The organism is Streptomyces sp. RerS4 (genome assembly GCF_023515955.1).
Classification (GTDB): Bacteria; Actinomycetota; Actinomycetes; order Streptomycetales; family Streptomycetaceae; genus Streptomyces.
On record NZ_CP097322.1, the window covers coordinates 4,042,265 to 4,061,025 of the forward strand.

At 72.7% G+C, this 18,761-nt stretch carries 17 protein-coding genes; 7 read left to right on the plus strand and 10 right to left on the minus strand.

What is annotated here, in order from left to right; all coding sequences use genetic code 11:
* Positions 1-46 precede the first annotated feature (46 nt).
* Positions 47-970 carry a DUF3027 domain-containing protein gene (locus M4D82_RS18780; RefSeq protein ID WP_249767146.1) on the plus strand — a complete coding sequence of 308 codons (924 nt, stop codon included), beginning with the start codon at positions 47-49 and terminating at the stop codon, positions 968-970.
* Between the two features lie 153 nt (positions 971-1,123).
* On the opposite strand, the gene M4D82_RS18785 is transcribed toward M4D82_RS18780, so the two are convergent.
* Positions 1,124-2,149: a WD40 repeat domain-containing protein gene (locus M4D82_RS18785; protein ID WP_249767147.1), complete on the minus strand. Its 1,026-nt coding sequence runs from the start codon at positions 2,147-2,149 to the stop codon at positions 1,124-1,126.
* A 100-nt stretch (positions 2,150-2,249) separates the two neighbouring features.
* On the opposite strand from M4D82_RS18785, the gene M4D82_RS18790 reads away from it, so the two are divergent.
* Entirely contained in the window at positions 2,250-2,945 is a 696-nt protein-coding gene (locus M4D82_RS18790; RefSeq protein WP_249767148.1) for a GDSL-type esterase/lipase family protein, read from the plus strand.
* Between the two features lie 54 nt (positions 2,946-2,999).
* Here M4D82_RS18790 and M4D82_RS18795 read toward each other — a convergent pair whose 3' ends face one another.
* The 6 genes from M4D82_RS18795 to M4D82_RS18820 form a co-directional block, all read right to left on the minus strand.
* The gene (locus tag M4D82_RS18795; protein WP_249767149.1) at positions 3,000-3,989 is read right to left on the minus strand and encodes an aldo/keto reductase; all 990 of its coding nucleotides are present in this window, start codon (positions 3,987-3,989) and stop codon (positions 3,000-3,002) included.
* Positions 3,990-4,257: 268 nt separating this feature from the next.
* Positions 4,258-4,788, minus strand: coding sequence for a YbaK/EbsC family protein (locus M4D82_RS18800; RefSeq protein ID WP_249767150.1), 531 nt, complete (start codon positions 4,786-4,788; stop codon positions 4,258-4,260).
* 34 nt (positions 4,789-4,822) lie between these two features.
* Entirely contained in the window at positions 4,823-5,683 is an 861-nt protein-coding gene (gene ddaH / locus M4D82_RS18805) for a dimethylargininase (RefSeq protein WP_349637076.1), read from the minus strand.
* A gap of 257 nt (positions 5,684-5,940) precedes the next feature.
* Positions 5,941-6,504 (minus strand): RNA 2',3'-cyclic phosphodiesterase, encoded by a 564-nt coding sequence (gene thpR, locus M4D82_RS18810; protein ID WP_249767151.1) that lies wholly within the window; start codon positions 6,502-6,504, stop codon positions 5,941-5,943.
* A 227-nt stretch (positions 6,505-6,731) separates the two neighbouring features.
* On the minus strand, positions 6,732-8,078 hold the full coding sequence (locus M4D82_RS18815; RefSeq protein WP_249767152.1) for an MFS transporter: 1,347 nt from the start codon (positions 8,076-8,078) through the stop codon (positions 6,732-6,734).
* A 26-nt stretch (positions 8,079-8,104) separates the two neighbouring features.
* Positions 8,105-8,542 (minus strand): MarR family winged helix-turn-helix transcriptional regulator, encoded by a 438-nt coding sequence (locus tag M4D82_RS18820; protein ID WP_249767153.1) that lies wholly within the window; start codon positions 8,540-8,542, stop codon positions 8,105-8,107.
* 129 nt (positions 8,543-8,671) lie between these two features.
* Here M4D82_RS18820 and M4D82_RS18825 point away from each other — a divergent pair, with 129 nt between their 5' ends.
* Positions 8,672-8,854: a BrnA antitoxin family protein gene (locus M4D82_RS18825; protein ID WP_249767154.1), complete on the plus strand. Its 183-nt coding sequence runs from the start codon at positions 8,672-8,674 to the stop codon at positions 8,852-8,854.
* A gap of 24 nt (positions 8,855-8,878) precedes the next feature.
* Here M4D82_RS18825 and M4D82_RS18830 read toward each other — a convergent pair whose 3' ends face one another.
* Positions 8,879-10,267 (minus strand): NCS2 family permease, encoded by a 1,389-nt coding sequence (locus M4D82_RS18830; RefSeq protein WP_249771938.1) that lies wholly within the window; start codon positions 10,265-10,267, stop codon positions 8,879-8,881.
* Between the two features lie 174 nt (positions 10,268-10,441).
* On the opposite strand from M4D82_RS18830, the gene M4D82_RS18835 reads away from it, so the two are divergent.
* The 4 genes from M4D82_RS18835 (at position 10,442) to M4D82_RS18850 (ending at position 14,174) form a co-directional block, all read left to right on the plus strand.
* Entirely contained in the window at positions 10,442-10,786 is a 345-nt protein-coding gene (locus M4D82_RS18835) for a DUF2530 domain-containing protein (protein ID WP_249767155.1), read from the plus strand.
* Positions 10,787-10,885: 99 nt separating this feature from the next.
* On the plus strand, positions 10,886-13,342 hold the full coding sequence (locus tag M4D82_RS18840; protein WP_249767156.1) for a cation-translocating P-type ATPase: 2,457 nt from the start codon (positions 10,886-10,888) through the stop codon (positions 13,340-13,342).
* 68 nt (positions 13,343-13,410) lie between these two features.
* Complete coding sequence (locus M4D82_RS18845) at positions 13,411-13,734, plus strand: ribbon-helix-helix domain-containing protein (protein ID WP_249767157.1); 324 nt, start codon at positions 13,411-13,413, stop codon at positions 13,732-13,734.
* Positions 13,731-14,174 carry a PIN domain-containing protein gene (locus M4D82_RS18850; protein WP_249767158.1) on the plus strand — a complete coding sequence of 148 codons (444 nt, stop codon included), beginning with the start codon at positions 13,731-13,733 and terminating at the stop codon, positions 14,172-14,174. Before M4D82_RS18845 ends, M4D82_RS18850 begins: the two co-directional genes overlap by 4 nt.
* A gap of 12 nt (positions 14,175-14,186) precedes the next feature.
* On the opposite strand, the gene M4D82_RS18855 is transcribed toward M4D82_RS18850, so the two are convergent.
* Positions 14,187-17,300, minus strand: a complete 3,114-nt coding sequence (locus tag M4D82_RS18855; protein WP_249767159.1) for a sacsin N-terminal ATP-binding-like domain-containing protein — start codon at positions 17,298-17,300, stop codon at positions 14,187-14,189.
* A 204-nt stretch (positions 17,301-17,504) separates the two neighbouring features.
* Positions 17,505-18,623 carry a phosphoserine transaminase gene (gene serC, locus M4D82_RS18860; protein ID WP_249767160.1) on the minus strand — a complete coding sequence of 373 codons (1,119 nt, stop codon included), beginning with the start codon at positions 18,621-18,623 and terminating at the stop codon, positions 17,505-17,507.
* Positions 18,624-18,761 lie beyond the last annotated feature (138 nt).

An 18,761-nucleotide genomic window follows, 5' to 3' on the forward strand; every position in this document is an offset into this window, starting at 1 on the left:
GTACGGACGGCGCACTCGTGAGACGGCGTAGGAGAGAACGAGACCTGTGAGTGCTGCGACGACGCGAAGCCGTACCCCGCGTACCCCCGCCCCCGACCGGCTGTGCGTGGAGGCGGTAGAGCTCGCCCGCGCGGCGGCCGAGGAGGCCGCCCACCCCGGCGTGGTGGGCGAGCACGTCTCGGCCGTGTCCGAGGGTGACCGGGTCGTCACGCACTTCTTCGAGTGCAAGGAACCGGGCTACCGGGGCTGGCGCTGGGCCGTCACCGTGGCCCGCGCCTCCCGCGCCAAGAACGTCACCCTCGACGAAACGGTGCTGCTCCCCGGCGACGACGCGCTGCTCGCCCCCGAGTGGGTGCCGTGGAGCGAGCGGCTGCGCCCCGGGGACATGGGCCCGGGTGACCTGCTGCCCACCGACGCCGACGACCTGCGGCTGGAGCAGGGCTGGACGGGCGAGGACGCCCCGCCGCCGAACTCGGTCGTCTCCGCCGAGATGGCGCAACTGGTCGAGGCGGAGGACGCCGACGTCACCGACCGGGTGGTCGTCCCCGCGCGCGGCTCCATCACGTCCGTCGCCGAGGAGCTCGGCATGCGGCGCGCGCGTGTCCTGTCCCGCTACGGGCTGCACACGGCCGCCGACCGGTGGGACGAGTCCTTCGGCGCGAAGACCCCGATGGCGCAGGCGGCGCCCGCCTCCTGCGTGTCGTGCGGCTTCCTCGTCGCGATCGGCGGCTCGCTGGGCCAGGCCTTCGGCGTCTGCGCGAACGAGTTCAGTCCGGCGGACGGCCGTCTGGTGTCGCTCTCCTACGGGTGCGGCGGCCATTCGGAGGCCGCCGTCATGCCGAAGCCGCCGAGGCCGGCGCCGCCGGTGCTCGACTCGATGGCCACGGACGAGTTCCCGCTCCGCCCGGCCGCCGACACCGGTTCCGTCCCGGTGGCGGACCTTCCGGCGGCGGACCTCGGCCACTCCTGACCACACCCGCCGGACGGGCCCCGGGTCCCCTGCCGTCACCCCCGTGAACGGCAGGGACTCCCCGCGGGACGGGACGGTCCACCGGGGACGCGCGTCCGTGGGCTGGGACGCACGTCCCCGCCGCTCGGTTCCGGGGCAGGGGCGTGGCGTGCGTCAGGCTTTCGGGCGGCGGCGCAGCAGCCGCTTCGCCCCGAGCACCAGCAGGGTGCCTGCGGCCAGGACGAGGGCCCCCTTGCCGTAGCCGCCGCCGTCCTGCCCGCCCGCCGGAGCACCGCCCGCCGGGGCGGGAGCGCCCGAGCGGGCCGGCGCGGGGGCGGAGCCGGACGGGTCGGGCCCGGCCGGGGTGACCGGCACGGCCACGACCCGACTGTTCGCGCCCTCCGCCCCGAACAGCAGCGTCCGCCCGTCCGGGGTGTACGTCATCGACTCGGCCTGGCCCTGGAAGGGCGCGTTCACCCGCTCGCCCTCGCCCCGGATCCGGCCGTCGGCCCACGCCCAGGTGCGGGCGGTGAGGTAGCCGCGCAGCGTCAGGTGCGTCCCGTCGGGGGAGAAGGCGCCGTCCGTCACCCAGGGCACGTTCCCGATCCGGCGGAACACGTTGCGCCCGTCGGGCGACAGCCGCTCGGGGCCCTCGTACAGGCCGCCGCCGCGCTCGTCCTTGCTCGCGATGTACGCCCGGCCCGTCACCGGATGCACCATCAGCGCCTCCGCGTCGCGCGGCCCGTCCGCGTACGTCACCGTGAACTGCTCGGCGCGGACCGTGGCGTCGGCGAGGGTCTTCGGCTCGGGGAAGCGGTAGATCCACACGTGGTCCCAGGTGCCGCCCCGGTTGTCGCCGATGTCACCGACGTACAACTGGCCGTCCGGGCCCAGGGAGATGGCCTCCACGTCGCGCGGGGTGCCGATCCCGGTCAGGGTGATGCGGGCCACCGTCCGGCCCGTCGCGGAGTCGACGGCGTACACGTACGGGCCGTCGTCGCTGTCGTTGTGCGTCCAGTACACGCCCGGATGGAGCCGGCTCGCCGTCAGCCCGCTCGACTCCTTGATCCGCGGGTCGGCGATGGTGAACCCGGACGCGCCGGGGCTCTCCGCCGCCGTGGCCGTGGCCGGTGTGAGGGCGCCCACGACGAGGGCGGGCAGGAGGGCGGCGGGGACGGTCCACACGGGCAGCAGGCGCATCCCCCCAGCGTGCCGGCCCGCGCGGGGTGTCCCGTGTCCGCCGTCGCGGGGTGTCCGGCATCACAGCGGCTCCCGGCGGGTGATCCGCGATGATGTCCGGATGCGTTTCATGTTCGTCGGCGACTCCATGACCATCGGACGCGCCGGCGACTACACCTGGCGCTACCGGATGTGGCGACACCTCGACTCCACCCTGGGCCCCGCCCACCGGATCGTCGGCCCCCGCACGGGCCTCTACGAGGCCACGACCAACGGCGCCACCAGCCACGACTACGCCGCCCCCGACTTCCCCGCGCACGCCCGCCGGCACCTCGCCGGCTGGGGCGAGGGCTGGCAGCACATGGCCCCGCTGATCGGCCCGGCCGTCGAAGAGGCCCGCGCCGACGTCCTGCTCGTCTCCCTCGGCCTGATCGACCTCGGCTTCTACACCGACGCCGACCAGACCGCCGCCAACGTCCACCGCTTCGTCGCGGCGGCCCGCGCGGCCCGGCCGGGCGTGCGGATGGTGTTCCTGCCGGTCATCCCGAACGTGCGCGCCGAGGAGGACGCCCCCTTCGCGGCCGAGGTGGACCGGTTCAACGACCTGCTCGCCAAGGCCGTGGCCGACCTGACGGGCGAGGCCTCGCCGATCCTGCTCGCCGCCCGCCCGCACGCGTACGACATCCACCGCGACACCTACGACGGCACCCACCCCAACGCCTCCGGTGAGCACAGGCTGGCGGGCGAGTTCGCGGCGGTGCTGCACCAGGCGTGGGGCATCGGCGGCCCCTACCGGCCCGCGCACGACGACGCGTGAGGTGGCCGCGCCCGGGACGGAGGGGCGGCGACCACCGTGCGCACGGCTACCCGATCACCAGGCGAAGGCCTCCGGGGACGGTCCCGGCCCGGGGAAGATCTCGTCCAGCCCGGTCAGCACCTCCTCGCTCAGCTCCAGCTCCAGGGCGCGCAGGGCACTCTCCAACTGCTCGGCGGTGCGCGGGCCGACGATGGGGCCCGTCACGCCCGGCCGGGTGAGCAGCCAGGCCAGGGCGGTCTCGCCGGGTTCCAGGCCGTGCTTGTCGAGCAGGTCCTCGTACGCCTGGATCTGCGCCCGTACGGTGCTGTCGGCCAGCGCGTCGGCCGCCCGGCCGGAGGCGCGGCGGCCCCCCTCGACCTCCTTCTTGATGACCCCGCCGAGCACGCCTCCGTGCAGCGGGGACCAGGGGATGACCCCGAGGCCGTAGTCCTGGGCCGCCGGGATGACCTCCATCTCGGCCCGCCGCTCGGCGAGGTTGTAGAGGCACTGCTCGCTGACCAGGCCGAGCATCCCGCGCCGGGCGGCCGTCTCGTTGGCCTGGGCGATCTTGTAGCCGGGGAAGTTGGAGGAGCCCGCGTAGAGGATCTTGCCCTGCTGGACGAGCACGTCCACGGCCTGCCAGATCTCCTCGAAGGGGGTTTGGCGGTCGATGTGGTGGAACTGGTAGACGTCGATGTGGTCGGTCCGGAGCCGCTTGAGGCTGGCCTCGACGGCCCGGCGGATGTTCAGCGCCGAGAGCCGGTCCTCGTTCGGCCAGGTGTCACCCTCGCGGGACATGGAGCCGTAGACCTTGGTGGCCAGGACCGTCTTCTCGCGCCGGCGGCCGCCCTGGGCGAACCAGGTACCGATGATCTCCTCGGTGCGGCCCTTGTTCTCCCCCCACCCGTACACATTGGCCGTGTCCACGAAGTTCAGACCCGCGTCGAGGGCGGCGTCCATGATGGCGTGGCTGGTCGGTTCGTCTGTCTGCGGACCGAAGTTCATCGTGCCGAGGACGAGTCGGCTGACTTTGAGTCCGGTGCGTCCGAGCTGCGTGTACTTCATGGGACCCAAGCCAACTGCTTCGAGTCCACTCCAGGCAAGAGCCGCCCGCGCGGCCCTCGATTCACGGGCGGCGGCTATTGGCCGACGGCGGCCGCCACGGCGACGACGACGAACATCAGCACGAGCACACCGGCCATGACACGGTTTCTGGTCTTCGGGTCCACCAGTCGAGACTAACGCGACGGCCCCGGGCACTCGTGCCCAGGGCCGGGAGACGTGCGTCATGCCCGGCGGCGCCCGCCGGTAACGGGAGGCCCCGCCGGCCGGCTCAGCCGGTCGCGGTCGCGGGGACCAGCGCGGGCGCGAGGCCGATCCGGGCGGCGCGCGGCCGGGCCAGGGCGACGTAGCTCGCGGTGCTCAGGGCCACCGACGCGTCGAGTCGGCCGGCGTTGAACCAGATCTCGTCGTGTTCCAGCAGGGCCGGGTCGACCACCACCTCCACCGAGGGGTCGAAGCTGACCGGCATGATCGAACCGCTGACACAGCCCGTCAGCTCCTCGGCGACCTCGCGCACCGCGAAGGAGGCCTTCGTGCCGCCGTACTCGTCCCGTACGGCGTCGAGGTCGACGCGGTGGTGGCCGGGCACCACCGCGATCACGTAGCGGCGCCGCTTGCGCCCCAGCGCGACCCTGACGACGATGCACTTGGCCGCCTGTTCGAGGCGGTGGCCGCGGATCAGGCTGGCGAGTTCGGTCCGGCCCTCCGGGGCGTGGCGCAGCAGCCGGTAGTCGGCTCCCGCGCCCGCCAGGAGGTCGATCAGGCGGGCGTAGCTGTCCGCGATCGCGGTCGCAGAGGTCACAACGGTCCTTTCGGGAAACTTCGTTGGCGGTGACTCAGCGCTCGCGCAGCTCCAGGGTGCAGCACTTGACGCTGCCGCCCGCCTTGAGGAGCTCGGAGAGGTCGACTCCGATCGGTTCGAAGCCGCGCGCGCTGAGTTGGGCCTTCAGGCCGGTCGCCGCGTCCGGCAGCAGCACGTGGCGGCCGTCGGAGAAGGCGTTCAGCCCGAAGACCGCCGCGTCCTCGGCGGTGGCGAGGATCGCGTGGGGGAACAGGGTGCGGAGCACCGATCGGCTGCCCTCGGAGAAGGCGGCCGGGTAGTACATGACCTCGTCGTCGGAGAGCACGGCGAGGGCCGTGTCCAGGTGGTAGTAGTTCGGGTCGACGAGGGTCAGGCTCGTCACGGGCAGCCCGAAGAACTCCTGGGCCTCGGCGTGCGAGCGCGGGTCGGTACGGAAGCCGGTGCCGGCCAGGAGCCGGCGGCCGACGGTGAGGATGTCGCCCTCGCCCTCGTTGACGTACTCGGGCCACAGCAGTTCGGTGTGGCCCCGACGGGCGAACCAGTCGAGGTACGCGGGCCCCTCGGCGGTGCGCTGGAGGTGGCGGAAGCGGGCTCCGTAGACCTTGCCGTCGACGACGGTGGCGCCGTTGGCGGCGAACACCATGTCGGGGAGGCCGTCGATCGGGTCGATCTCCTCCACGACGTGGCCGAGTTCGAGGTACAGGTCGCGCAGCCGCTCCCACTGGCGGACGGCGAGGGCGGTGTCGGTGCTCTTCTCCGGGTGCATCCACGGGTTGATCGAGTACGTGACGTCGTAGTGCCGCGGGCGGCACATCAGCAGCCGGCGTCGGGTGGCGACGCGCAGGGGGGCCGGGGCCGGGGCCGTGGTGGTGACGGCGGGCTCGGTGAGCGGCACGGGAACTCCTTCAAGGGTGGTCGAGGGACTCCAGGCCGCCGCGGGGTGGGGCGGGCGGCCGGTGGTGCGTGCGGTGCGTCAGCGGGCGGAGGAGAGCGGGGTGCTCGCCGGGAGCATGCCGGGATCGCCTCTACTGCTTCTGTTTCACCGGAATCCGGATTCCGCGCCACGAAGTACGGGCGACGCCCGTGTGAACCGTCCCCGAACGTCGGCCCGCGGCCGGCCGCGGGGCGGGTGAGGGGCCGGTCAGTGGCCGGTCAGTGGCCGGTGAGGGGCCAGGCCTCGACGGTCTCGTAGCGCGGCCGCTCGCCCGGGATCCCGCTGGTCGGCAGGTTGCTGCGGACCAGGCTGAGGGTGTCGACCTGCCAGCGGGTGCCCTCGAAGGCGGCGAGGGCGTCGAGGTACGGGGTCAGGTCGGGCGTGGTCCCGGTACGGGCGCGGGCCAGGGTGACGTGGGGGGTGTAGCGGCGGTGCTGTTCCATCGGGACGCCGGCGCGGCGGGCGGCGGCGTCGGCGCGTTCGGCGAGCATCCGCAGGGCGTCGAGGTCGCCGGCGGCGCCGACCCACAGGGCGCGGGCGCCGAAGTGGCCCACGCCGTGCAGGCGCAGGGGGAAGGGGGCGGTGCGGGCGGCGGCGCGGGCGAGCCGGACGTACAGCTCGGACAGTACGTCGTCGCGTACCTCGCCCATGAACGCGAGCGTGAAGTGGCGGCCGGCGTCGCCGGTCCAGCGCAGCCCCTCGTCGGCCGGCAGGGCCGCGAGGGCGGTGCGCAGCTCCCCGAGGGCCCCGGCCGGGGGCAGCACGGCGGCGAACAGCCTCATGGGTCCGACGATAGCCCGCCGGCCCGGTGCCCGAGGGGGTGTCCGGCGGATCATGGCCGGACCCGCGGCGTCTGGCACGGCGCCTCGCCGCGTTGCCGAAACGTCCCGATAGCTCCGCTATCAAGACGCTCCGGCGCCTTGCGATGCACCGCACCAGACGCCGCGGCCTATCCGACCCTGATCCGCCGGACACCCCCTCGGGCACCGGGCCGGTCGCGGGCCGTCCGCTATGCCGCCGTCGCGAGGTCGCGGGGGCGGGTGGAGGGGACGAACGTGACGCCGTGGCGGTTCACGCGCAGGCTCAGGTTGCCGACGCGGGACAGCACCAGGCCGACGGCGAGCGCCGCCGCCAGCGAGATCGCGCCGCCGGCGGCCATGCCGACGCGGGCCCCGTAGGTGTCGGTGATCCAACCGACCAGCGGGGCGCCGAGGGGGGTGCCGCCTGTGAAGACCATCATGAACAGCGCCATGACCCGGCCCCGCATCTCGGGGTCGGTGGCCGTCTGGACGCTGGAGTTCGCCACGACGTTCACGGTCAGCCCGAACACGCCGATGGGCACGAGCAGCGCCGCGAACAGCCAGAATCGGGGTGCGAACGCCGTCGTCAGCAGCAGGACGGAGAACAGCACGGCGGCGGCGACGAGCAGCCGCAGCCGGGTGTTGCCGCGCCGGGCCGCGAGCAGCGCGCCGACCAGGGAGCCGGCCGCGATCAGCGTGTTGAACAGCCCGTACGTGCCGGCGTCGCCGCGGAAGACGTCGCTGACGAAGGCGGACAGCCAGATCGGGAAGTTGAACCCGAAGGTGCCGATGAACCCGACGAGCACGATCGGCCAGACCAGCTCGGGCCGGCCCGCGACGTAGCGCAGTCCCTCCCGCAGCTGTCCCTTGGCGCGCGGCCGCGGGGTGACGGGGTGCAGCTCGTGGGTGCGCATCAGCAGCAGTGCCGCGACGGGCGCGGCGAACGACAGGCCGTTCAGCAGGAAGGCCCAGCCGGATCCGACGGCGGTGATGAGGACACCGGCGATCGCCGGACCGACCAGTCGCGCGGACTGGAAGTTGGCGGAGTTCAGGCTGACCGCGTTGGCGAGCTGCGCGGGGCCGACCATCTCGGAGACGAACGTCTGCCGGGCCGGGTTGTCCACGACGGTGACCAGGCCCAGCAGGAAGGCCGCGAGGTAGACGTGCCACACCTGGACGTGCCCGGCCAGGGTGAGGACGGCGAGCGCGAGGCCGGTGAGGCCCATCGCGCTCTGCGTGGCGATCAGCAACGGCCGCTTGGGCAGCCGGTCGGCGAGGACGCCTCCGTAGAGGCCGAACAGCAGCATCGGCAGGAACTGCAGGGCGATGGTGATGCCCACGGCAGAGGCGGAGCCGGTCAGGGAGAGGACCAGCCAGTCCTGCGCGATGCGCTGCATCCAGGTGCCCGTGTTCGAGACGACCTGGCCGGTCGCGAAGAGCCGGTAGTTCCGGATCCGCAGCGAGCCGAACATGGAGTTGCGGCCCGCCTTCGCGACGGGGGTGGTGGGGGTGGATGTATGGCCGGGTGCGGAGTCTGCTCCGGTTCCCGTACTCAAAAGCGTTCGCCTCCTGGCGTCGTTCCTTACAGGTGCGCGAGCTTCTCCAGGACGGGAGCGGCCTCGCGGAGCTTGGCCCATTCGTCCTCGGTGAGCTCGGCCGCGAGCCCGGCCAGGAAGGCGTTGCGCTTGCGACGGCTCTCTTCGAGCATCGCCTCGGCCACCTCCGTCTGGCTGACCACCTTCTGGCGGCGGTCGTCGGGGTGCGGCTCCAGCCTGACCAGGCCCTTGGCCTCCAGCAGCGCGACGATGCGCGTCATGGAGGGCGGCTGCACGTGCTCACGACGGGCCAGCTCACCGGGGGTGGCCTGGCCGCAGCGGGCGAGGGTGCCGAGGACCGACATCTCGGTCGGGCTCAGCGATTCGTCGACGCGCTGGTGCTTCAGGCGTCGGCCCAGCCGCATGACGGCGGAGCGGAGATCGTTCACGGCGGCAGCGTCGTCGCCATGGGAAAGGTCAGGCATGTCTTTAGAGTAACTCATTACTTTTCCTAAGTACCACCGGGTTCCGCTGGGCCCCGGTGTCACTCGTACGGGTGAGGCGTCGGCGGAAAGTGACACGCGTCCGCACCGTCTGCCCCGACCCTTTCGGGCATGGGGACACATGTGCTGAGCATGCGCATAGACGGGGAGCTCTTGGATCGGCTCCGCCACCATGCCGCCAAACGCGGAATGAGCGTCCAGGACTATGTCGTCCGGACGCTCATTCGCGACGATTTCGACGAGCGGTTCAAGGCCGCCGTCGACGAGACGGAGAAGTTCTACGGCCTGACGTGAGGCCGACTCCTCCGGGCGGATCCGCTACCTGAGGCCGAGGGCCGGCATCGCGTAGTAGAAGACGAAGACCGCCGAGACGACGTACATGGCGGCCGGGACCTCGCGGCCCCGGCCCGTCGCCAGGCGCAGCGCGCTGAAGCTGATGAAGCCGATGCCGATGCCGTTGGTGATCGAGTAGGTGAACGGCATCATCACCATGGCCAGGAAGGCCGGGACGGCGATGGTGAAGTCGCTCCAGTCGATGTCCTTGACGGAGCCGGCCAGGATCAGGAAGCCGACCGCCACGAGGGCGGGGGTGGCGGCCTGCGAGGGGACCATCGTGGCGAGCGGGGTCAGGAACAGCGCCACGCCGAAGAGGCCGCCGGTGACCACGTTGGCCAGGCCCGTACGGGCGCCCTCGCCGACGCCCGCCGTGGACTCCACGAAGCAGGTGGTGGCCGAGGACGAGGTGGCGCCGCCGGAGGCGACGGCCAGACCGTCGATGAGCAGCACCTTGTTGATCCCGGGGAAGTTGCCGTCCTTGTCGATGAGCTTGGCCTCGTCGCCGACGCCGAGGATGGTGCCCATGGCGTCGAAGAAGCAGGACAGCAGGACGGTGAAGACGAACAGGATGCCGGTCAGCAGGCCGACCTTGCCGAAGCCGCCGAAGAGGCTGACCTGACCGACGAGCCCGAAGTCGGGGGCGGCGACCGGGTTGCCGGGCCACTGCGGGACGGTCAGGCCCCAGGCCAGGTCGGGGAGGTCGGTGAGCGCCTGGACGAGGACCGCGGCCAGGGTCATGACGACGATGGAGATCAGGATCGCGCCGGGAACCTTGCGGATGAGCAGGGCGATCGTGAGCAGGACGCCGATCACGAAGATCAGGACGGGCCAGCCGTCCAGGTGGCCGGTGCCGCCGAGCTGGAGCGGGACGGTGGTGTGGGCGGCGTCGGGGATGCGGGAGACGAAGCCGGAGTCGACCAGGCCGATGAGCATGATGAACAGGCCGATGCCGATCGCGATGCCCTTGCGCAGGCCCGCCGGGACGGCGTTCATGACCCGCTCGCGCAGGCCCGTCGCGACGAGCAGCATGACCACGAAGCCGGCGAGGACGACCATGCCCATGGCGTCGGGCCAGCTCATGCGCGGGGCGAGCTGGAGCGCGACGACGGTGTTGACGCCGAGGCCGGCGGCGAGGGCGATGGGCACGTTCCCGATGACACCCATGAGGAGGGTGGTGAAGGCGGCCGTCAGGACGGTGGCGGTGACGAGCTGGCCGCCGTCGAGCTGGTGGCCGTACATGTCCTTCGCGCTGCCGAGGATGATCGGGTTCAGCACGATGATGTAGGCCATCGCGAAGAAGGTCGCGAAGCCCCCGCGGACCTCGCGGGCCACGGTGGAACCGCGCTCGGAGATCTTGAAGAAACGGTCCAGGGGTGGTGGGGGCCGCGGCGGGTGCCGAGGTGCTCATGCGGTCCTCAAACTGGTCGATTAGTGGTTCGTACGAACGAATCCGGTCGTAGGCAAACCGTTTCAGTATGAACAAACGAACGAGCGACCGTCCATCTCCGCGCGTAGACCCCATTTCGCGCCACCTAGACTGGGTCCATGGCGAAGTGGACTGCTCAGCACGAGGCGCCCGAGCCCCTGGAGGGCCCGGTTGTCGCCACCATCATCGGCGGCACGATCCTCTGGTTCGCCCTGTTCGTCGTCCAGCTGCCGTTCTACGGGTGGTTCGCGGATCGGGAGCTGCTGTGGTGGCTGTGGACCTGCGCGGCCGGCGGCGGTCTCGGCCTGATCGGCATCTGGTACGTCCGCGGTCGTGAGGCGGCGCTCCAGCGGCACGCGGCGGAGCGGGCGGCGGCGAACTCCTCGAACGCCCCCAACGCCCCGCACGCACCGCACGCACCGCACGCACCGAACACGGCCTCGGGCGAGGGTGGCACGGCCTGATTCCGATCCCCTACCGGGGGACGATTGCGCTCATCCTGAAGTCGGATCTTCCGACCGCTCGACGGGTGAAGCGTTCGAACGCCCTTTACCGTCGGAAGCATGACGCAGCGGGCGAAGATCGACCATGACGGGCCTGAGCGGCCCGGCGGCGCCGCCATCGACGCGGGCGCCGAGCTCGACCCCGTCCACCCCGTGCGGCCGCCCGCCCCCCGCTTCAGGTCGGCCGGTCTCAGCACCGCCGAGGTCGCCGAACGCGTCGCGCGCGGCGAGGTCAACGACGTCCCCGTCCGCTCCTCGCGCTCCACCACCGACATCGTCCGCGCGAACGTCTTCACCCGCTTCAACGCGATCATCGGCGTCCTGTGGGTGATCATGCTGATCGTCGCGCCCATCCAGGACAGCCTCTTCGGCTTCGTGATCCTCGCCAACACCGGCATCGGCATCATCCAGGAGCTGCGCGCCAAGAAGACCCTCGACGGCCTGGCCCTCATCGGCGAGGCCAAACCGAGCGTGCGCCGCGACGGCACCACCGCCGAGATCTCCACCTCCGAGATCGTCCTCGGCGACGTCATCGAACTCGGCCCCGGCGACAAGGTCGTCGTCGACGGCTCCGTCGGCGAGGCCGACGGCCTGGAGATCGACGAGTCCCTGCTCACCGGCGAGGCCGACCCCGTGCTGAAGAGGCCCGGGGACCCCGTCCTGTCCGGGTCCTTCGTCGTCGCCGGCGGCGGCGCCTTCACCGCCACCAAGGTCGGCCGCGAGGCCTACGCCGCCCAGCTCGCCGAAGAGGCGTCCCGCTTCACGCTCGTCCACTCCGAGCTGCGCTCCGGCATCTCCACCATCCTCAAGTACGTCACCTGGATGATGGTCCCGACCTCCATCGGCCTGATCATCAGCCAGCTCGTCGTCAAGGACACCAACCTCAAGGACTCCATCGCCCGCACGGTCGGCGGCATCGTCCCGATGATCCCCGAGGGCCTCGTCCTGCTCACCTCCGTCGCCTTCGCCATCGGCGTCATCCGGCTCGGCCGCAAACAGTGCCTCGTCCAGGAACTGCCCGCCATCGAGGGCCTCGCCCGCGTCGACGTCGTCTGCCTCGACAAGACCGGCACCCTCACCGAGGGCGGCATGGACGTCACCGAACTGCGCCCCCTCGGCGGCGCGGACCCCGCCTACGTGCAGAAGGTCCTCGGCGCCCTCGGCGAATCCGACCCCCGGCCCAACGCCAGCCTCCAGGCCATCATCGACGCCTACCCCGACAGCGCCGAATGGCGTTGCACCGAGTCCCTGCCGTTCTCCTCCGCCCGCAAGTACAGCGGCGCCAGCTTCAGCGAGGGCGACGGTGAGAACAACACCTGGCTGCTGGGCGCCCCCGACGTGCTCCTGCCCGCCGGGGACCCCGCTCTGGAGGAGATCAACACCCTCAACGAACAGGGGCTACGGGTCCTGCTGCTCGCCCGTTCCACCCGCGAGCTCGACGACCCGGCCGTGGCCGGCGGCGTCAAGCCCACCGCCCTCGTCGTCCTGGAACAGCGCCTGCGCCCCGACGCCGCCGACACGCTGCGCTACTTCGAGGACCAGGACGTCAAGGCCAAGGTCATCTCCGGCGACAACGCCGTCTCCGTGGGCGCGGTCGCCGGCAAGCTCGGGCTGCCCGGCGCCCAGCACACCGTCGACGCGCGCCGGCTGCCCACCGAGAAGCCCGAGATGGCGGCGACCCTCGACGCGAACGCCGTCTTCGGCCGCGTCACCCCGCAGCAGAAGCGGGACATGGTCGCCGCCCTCCAGTCCAACGGCCACACCGTCGCCATGACCGGCGACGGCGTCAACGACGTCCTCGCCCTCAAGGACGCCGACATCGGCGTCGCCATGGGCTCCGGCTCCGAGGCCACCCGCGCCGTCGCGCAGATCGTCCTCCTCGACAACAGCTTCGCCACCCTGCCGTCGGTGGTCGCCGAGGGCCGCCGCGTCATCGGCAACATCACGCGCGTCGCGACGCTCTTCCTCACCAAGACGGTCTACTCGGTGCTCCTGGCGATCCTGGTGGTGTGCTCGCAGGTCGAGTACCCGTTCCTGCCGAGGCACCTGACGCTGTTGTCCACGCTCACCATCGGCGTCCCGGCCTTCTTCCTCGCCCTCGCCCCGAACAAGGAGCGGGCCCGGCCGCACTTCGTGAAACGGGTCATGCGCTACGCCATCCCCGGCGGGGCCGTCGCCGCCGTCGCCACCTTCGCCTCGTACCTGATCGCCCGCGCCCACTACGCCGGCCCGGACGCCCTGAAGTCCGAGACCAGCGCGGCGACGCTCACCCTGTTCCTCGCCTCGATGTGGGTCCTCGCGATCATCGCCCGCCCGTACACGTGGTGGCGCGTGGGGCTGGTCGGCGCGATGGGCGCGGCGTTCCTGATCGTCCTCGTCGTCCCGTGGCTCCAGGACTTCTTCCAGCTCAAGCTGGAGGGCGTCACGATGCCGTGGATCGCGGTCGCTCTCGCGGCCACCGCCGCGGCCCTGATCGAACTCACCTTCCGCTGGGTGGACCGGCGCTTCCCGGCGTAGGGGGTGGGGGCGCGGATTGAGCCTTGTGGGTGATGACAGCGGTCTCGCCAGGTAGTCATACTCGATATATGGCAACCAAGAAGGTGACGATCACCTTGCCCGAAGACGTCATCGAGTACATCAAAGAGCGGGTGGACGCACGCGGCGTCTCCGCTTTCGTGACCGAGGCGGTCGAGAACCGGATCGCGGCGGACAAGCTCGCGGAGCTCTCCGGAATGCTGGAGGAGGAGTTCGGCCCCTACTCCGAGGAGGCGTACGACGCCGTGCTCGACCGCATCGCGGCGATGGACGCGTGGCACGACGCGATGCGCGTCGGGGAGTACGCCACCAGAACCGAAGCCAGAGAGGAGGCCGTGGCGGAGCCGGAACTCCCGCAGGAGCGTGCCGCATGACTCCTCGACCCCCGCGGACGCTCCCCTCGCGCCGCCGCGTCTTCGTGTTCGACTGCGAGGCCCTGTCCAAGGCCTCGCGCGGCGACGAGACCGTGGCCCTGTTCGTGAAGGCCGCCGCCCACCACGGCATCCACGTCGTCACCTCGGCGCTCACCGTCCTGGAGGCCTGGGACCCGCGCGACGGCAGACAGGGCAAGGCCTGGGAATGGACCCTGTCGCGCATCGAAGTCGTACACACCGATGACCGCATCCTCACGGCGGCCCGTGAGCTGCTGACCCGCGCCGGCCTGCACGGCCACAAGTACGCGATCGACGCGGTCCTCGCGGCCGTCGCGATCCGCTTCGCGCAGCCCCGGACAGACGTCGCCGTCCTCACCTCCGACACCGACGACCTGCGCAAACTCCTCGACGGCCATCGCATCCGGGTCGACCCGATCTGATTCGAGGCGGTTCTAATCGAACCAGCGGTCGCGGGCCAGTTCGGCGGTGCGGGAGGGGTCTTCCAGGAGGGCGGCGACCTCGAAGCGGCGGGGCCATTGGGCGGTCGACCAGGCGAGGCCGGCGGCAACGCCTTCCAGGGTGGCGGCGTGGAGGGTGCCGTCCGGGGTGAGGCGCCAGTCCAGTTCGACGCCGCCGGCCACCAGTTCCTCGTGCTCCAGGTACGTCGGCGGCGTCGAGGGGCCCAGCAGGATCCGTACGGACTCCGGGACCTCGTGCTCCTCGCCCGGGGTCGTCACCTCCGCCGGGACGGTGTCCGACAGGCGGCGGACCTGGAGCAGGTCGGCCAGGTCCGCCGCGCGGGACGGGGCCACGGGCAGGAGCGGCAGGCCTGCGGTGAGGGGCAGCAGGTCCGGGGCGTCGGCCACCACCGCCTCGGCCGCGTCCACCACGACCACCTCGCCGTCCACCACCGCCCGCAGCTCGTCCGGGAGGGTGACCTGCTCGGGGTCCAGCTCGGCCAGCGCCCCGTACAGGCCGTGCAGGCGGCGGGCCGTCACCTCGCGGTCCGGGTCGGCGAGTCGGCCCAGCAGCTCGGCCGCGCCGCCGGGCTCGTCCAGGAGGGCGGCCACGGTGGTGCGTACGCCCAGGGCGTGCAGGACCTGCGCGTCCTCGAAGCCCGTGGCGTCCGCCGGGGTGTAGAGGCCCTCCAGCAGCGGATCCCCGCCGGCGGCCCGCAGTCCGGCGGGGCGGCGGCCGTCGAGCACCGGGTGGTCGCGCAGCCACCAGGCGGTGTACGGGCGCACCGACTGCGTGGTGCCGTCCGGGAGGAGGACGCGCACGGGCTGGGTCAGGGCGTCGCGCAGCGGGGGCTGCGCGAGCATCGCGAGGGCCTGCGGCCAGCGGTCGTCGTCGACGAGGTCGAGGTCGCGGACGGCGACCACCTCGGTCGCCACCGGCGGCAGGGGGGTGTCGGGCAGCTGGTCGAGGAGGTCCTCGCACCAGACGTCGACCGCGTCCAGCAGGCCCACGTCGTCCGGCTCGGCGAAGTCGCCGTCGCGGGGCTCCAGTTCGTCCGGGTCGAGGACCACGTCGGTGGCGCGGACCAGCTGGAAGGTGGTGAGGACCCCGCAGGCGGCGAGGGTGTCCGCGTCCCAGCGGGCGGCCAGCTCGGCGTCCAGGTGCGGGATCTCGTCCTCGCGCAGGACGGACGCCAACGGACTGCCGGCCAGCAGCAGTTCACCGGCCGGGCTCAGCTCGCCGTCCTCGTCGGGCAGGGCGAGCGCGCCCAGCCACGGTTCGTCGCCGGGGGCCAGGTTCGCGTCGCGGACCAGGCCCAGGACGACGTCGGCCAGCTCGTCGGCGTCGAGGGTGTCCGCGTCCTCGTCCCAGACCTCGCCCGCGTCCAGGGAGCCGGCGACGGCCGCCCGCACCTGCGGGGTCGTCAGGACGGCCCGCGCGGTGGCGGGCAGCGCGCCGAGCTTCTCCAGCAGCGGGTGCGCGGCCTCCGGATGGGCCACCTTCAGGCCGAGCCGGGCCAGGCTCGCCGGGGTGTCGGCGTAGGGCAGCAGGACGTGCCGGGGGCCGATGGTGGTGCGGCCGTCGGCCAGCGGCACCGGCAGCCCGGACAGCCGGTCGGGGTCGACCCCGGCGAGGGTGTCGTACAGCCGGTGCCACCACTCGGGGGTGCGCTCGATGCCCGCGATCCGCTCGATGGCCTCGCCCAGCGGCAGCCGGCCGACGCCGAGGGTGCGCAGCTCGGGGCGACGCTCCAGCCCGGCGGGCAGCAGCGTCGGCAGGACCTCCGCGAGGACCCGTACGGTGTCGGCGCCCGCGCCCTCCACCACCTCGGCCTCGAAGGGGCGCAGCCGCGTCTGCTCCTCGGACGGGGCGGCCGGCGCGAGGAAGCCGATGCGGGGCAGGCGGCGCAGCACGGCGCCGCGCAGGGCCCCGTCGAGTTCGCCCTTGCCGAGCGGGCCGGGCACCAGGTCGATCAGGGCGGTGGTCACCGGGTCCCAGGCGCCGAGGAGTTCGGCGTACGCGTCGGCCGCGCGCTCGATCAGGAAGTCGGTCAGCGGCCCCGGCGCGGGGTGGCGCCGCGAGGTGTCCAGCGGCAGCGAGGCGATGAGCAGGGCGGGGATGCCGAGGGGCTCGTCGGTGGGGGTCGGCGCGTGCACGACGGGCGCGGTGCTCGGGTATACGGGGGCGCCCTCGACGTCCACGGGCGCCGCCCAGGTGACGGTCCAGGTGGGACGCAGGCGTTCCTCGACGGGCCGGTCCGCGAGCAGCGCGGGGGCGATGGCCCCGGTGTGGCGGACGGTGCGCCAGCGGTGGGTGCCGGAGGCGGAGTCCTCGATGACGGTGTACGGGCCCTCCGTGCGCCGGTAAAGGGTCCGGGAGCCGCTCGCCGGGGTCTCCACGACGACCTCGCGCAGGCCGGGCAGCGTCAGCAGCAGGGCGTCGTCCACGCCGTCCAGCAGCCGTTCCGCCAGGTCCTCGGCGGCGGCGTCGCGCAGCGGGAGGACCACGACGGTGTCGTAGCCCTCGGGGGCGGTGCCCTCGGCGGGCAACGGCAGTCGCAGCAGCGGGACGTGGCCGTCGCGGCGGCGCAGCTCGTCCCCGAGGCCGGGGCTGCCCACGGCTGCGGCGCGGGCCAGCTCGCGGGCCTCGGCGAGGGACCAACGGACGCCGCCGTGCCGGCCGAGGACGGCGGGCTCGTCGGAGACGGCCAGGACGGCCGCGAAGCCGACGCCGAAGCGGCCGACGGCGCCCTGGTCGTTCTCCCGCTTCGCGGAGGCGCGCAGGGTGGACAGCGACTCGACGCCCGTCGCGTCGAGCGGGGCCCCGGTGTTGGCGGCGGCGAGCACCGCGTGGCCGCCCTCGGCGGCGTGCAGCGTCAGGCGCAGCCGGCCGGGCATGCCGGCGCGGGCGGCGGCGTCGGCGGCGTTCTGCGCCAACTCGACCACCAGCCGGTCGCGGTAGCCGCCGAGCGCCAGATCCTCCTCGGCGTTGGCGTCCTCCCGGAAGCGGGCCGGTCCCGAACCCCACGCGTCGAGCACCCCGCGCCGCAGCCGGGCCGTGCCGAAGGGGTCCACGCCGCTCTGGGCCGCCGTCACTCGCACGCTCACGCCGCTGCCTCCAAGTTGTGCCGGGCTCGGGGCCTCCTGCGCGCGCCCCGAACGCCTTGAAGGTATCGCGTGCGTGGACACGACGACGGCCAGGGCCGCGATCACCGCCGACCCGACGCCCCACCCGGACGCGCCGGAGCCCCCGGCGGCCGGATGGCGCCGGGGGCTCCGTACAGGTGCGACAGCCCGTCGGGACGGTGTCCGTCAGAGCTGCTCGATCACGTAGTCGACGCACGCGGTCAGCGCCTGCACGTCCGCCGGGTCGATCGCCGGGAACATCGCGACGCGCAGCTGGTTGCGGCCGAGCTTGCGGTACGGCTCGGTGTCCACGATGCCGTTGGCGCGCAGCACCTTGGCGACGGCGGCGGCGTCGATGTCGTCCGAGAAGTCGATCGTGCCGATGACCGCCGAGCGCTTGTCGGCGTCCTGGACGAACGGGCTCGCGTACTTCGAGGCCTCGGCCCAGCCGTACAGGTGGCGCGCGCTGGCCGCCGTACGGCCGGTGGTGAACTCCAGGCCGCCCTGGCCGTTCATCCACTCCAGCTGCTGGTTCAGCAGGAAGAGGGTGGCGAGCGCCGGGGTGTTGTACGTCTGGTTCTTCAGCGAGTTGTCGATCGCCGTCGGCAGCGAGAAGAACTCCGGGATGTGCCGGCCGGACGCGTGCACGCGGGCCGCGCGCTCCAGGGCCGCCGGGGAGAACGCCGCCAGCCACAGGCCGCCCTCGGAGGCGAAGGACTTCTGCGGGGCGAAGTAGTAGACGTCGGTCTCCGTGATGTCCACCGGCAGACCGCCGGCGCCGGAGGTCGCGTCCACCAGAACGAGGGACCCGGCGTCCGCGCCCGCGACGCGCTTGATCGGCGCCGCGACGCCCGTCGAGGTCTCGTTGTGCGTGTACGCGTACACGTCCACGCCCGCCTCGGCCACCGGCTCGGGGTGCGTGCCCGGCTCGGAGGAGATCACCGAGGGCTCGTCCAGCCACGGCGCGAGCTTCGCGGCCTTGGCGAACTTGGAGGAGAACTCGCCGAAGGTGAGGTGCTGCGACTTCCGCTCGATGAGGCCGGCGGTCGCGATGTCCCAGAAGGCGGTGGAGCCGCCGTTGCCCAGGATCACCTCGTAGCCCTCGGGGAGGGAGAAGAGGTCCCGGAGCCCCTGGCGCACCGAGCCGACCAGGTTCTTGACCGGGGCCTGGCGGTGGGAGGTTCCGAGCAGGGAGGTACCGGTGGCGGCGAGGGCGTCCAGCGCCTCGGTCCGCACCTTGGAGGGGCCCGCGCCGAAGCGTCCGTCGGCGGGCTTGATGTCAGCGGGAATCTGGATCTCGGCCACGAGCGGAGCGTATCGGGTCGCGCGGCGGGCTTCTCACGGGCGTCCAGCGGATGAGACGGATGGGGGACGGACGGATGGCGCGGCTCGGGGTGCGGGGCGTGTCGGTTCGATGAAGCCTGGGTCGATGTAAGGCAAAAC

What these genes read in the sequence shown, in the direction of transcription:
- M4D82_RS18795 (WP_249767149.1), bottom strand. Translation starts at nt 3,989, where the DNA reads ATGAAGTACACGCAGCTCGGACGCACCGGACTCAAAGTCAGCCGACTC.
- M4D82_RS18850 (WP_249767158.1), top strand. Translation starts at nt 13,731, where the DNA reads ATGACTCCTCGACCCCCGCGGACGCTCCCCTCGCGCCGCCGCGTCTTC.
- thpR (WP_249767151.1), bottom strand. Translation starts at nt 6,504, where the DNA reads ATGAGGCTGTTCGCCGCCGTGCTGCCCCCGGCCGGGGCCCTCGGGGAG.
- M4D82_RS18840 (WP_249767156.1), top strand. Translation starts at nt 10,886, where the DNA reads ATGACGCAGCGGGCGAAGATCGACCATGACGGGCCTGAGCGGCCCGGC.
- M4D82_RS18835 (WP_249767155.1), top strand. Translation starts at nt 10,442, where the DNA reads ATGGCGAAGTGGACTGCTCAGCACGAGGCGCCCGAGCCCCTGGAGGGC.
- M4D82_RS18790 (WP_249767148.1), top strand. Translation starts at nt 2,250, where the DNA reads ATGCGTTTCATGTTCGTCGGCGACTCCATGACCATCGGACGCGCCGGC.
- M4D82_RS18785 (WP_249767147.1), bottom strand. Translation starts at nt 2,149, where the DNA reads ATGCGCCTGCTGCCCGTGTGGACCGTCCCCGCCGCCCTCCTGCCCGCC.
- M4D82_RS18845 (WP_249767157.1), top strand. Translation starts at nt 13,411, where the DNA reads ATGGCAACCAAGAAGGTGACGATCACCTTGCCCGAAGACGTCATCGAG.
- M4D82_RS18825 (WP_249767154.1), top strand. Translation starts at nt 8,672, where the DNA reads ATGGGGACACATGTGCTGAGCATGCGCATAGACGGGGAGCTCTTGGAT.
- M4D82_RS18820 (WP_249767153.1), bottom strand. Translation starts at nt 8,542, where the DNA reads ATGCCTGACCTTTCCCATGGCGACGACGCTGCCGCCGTGAACGATCTC.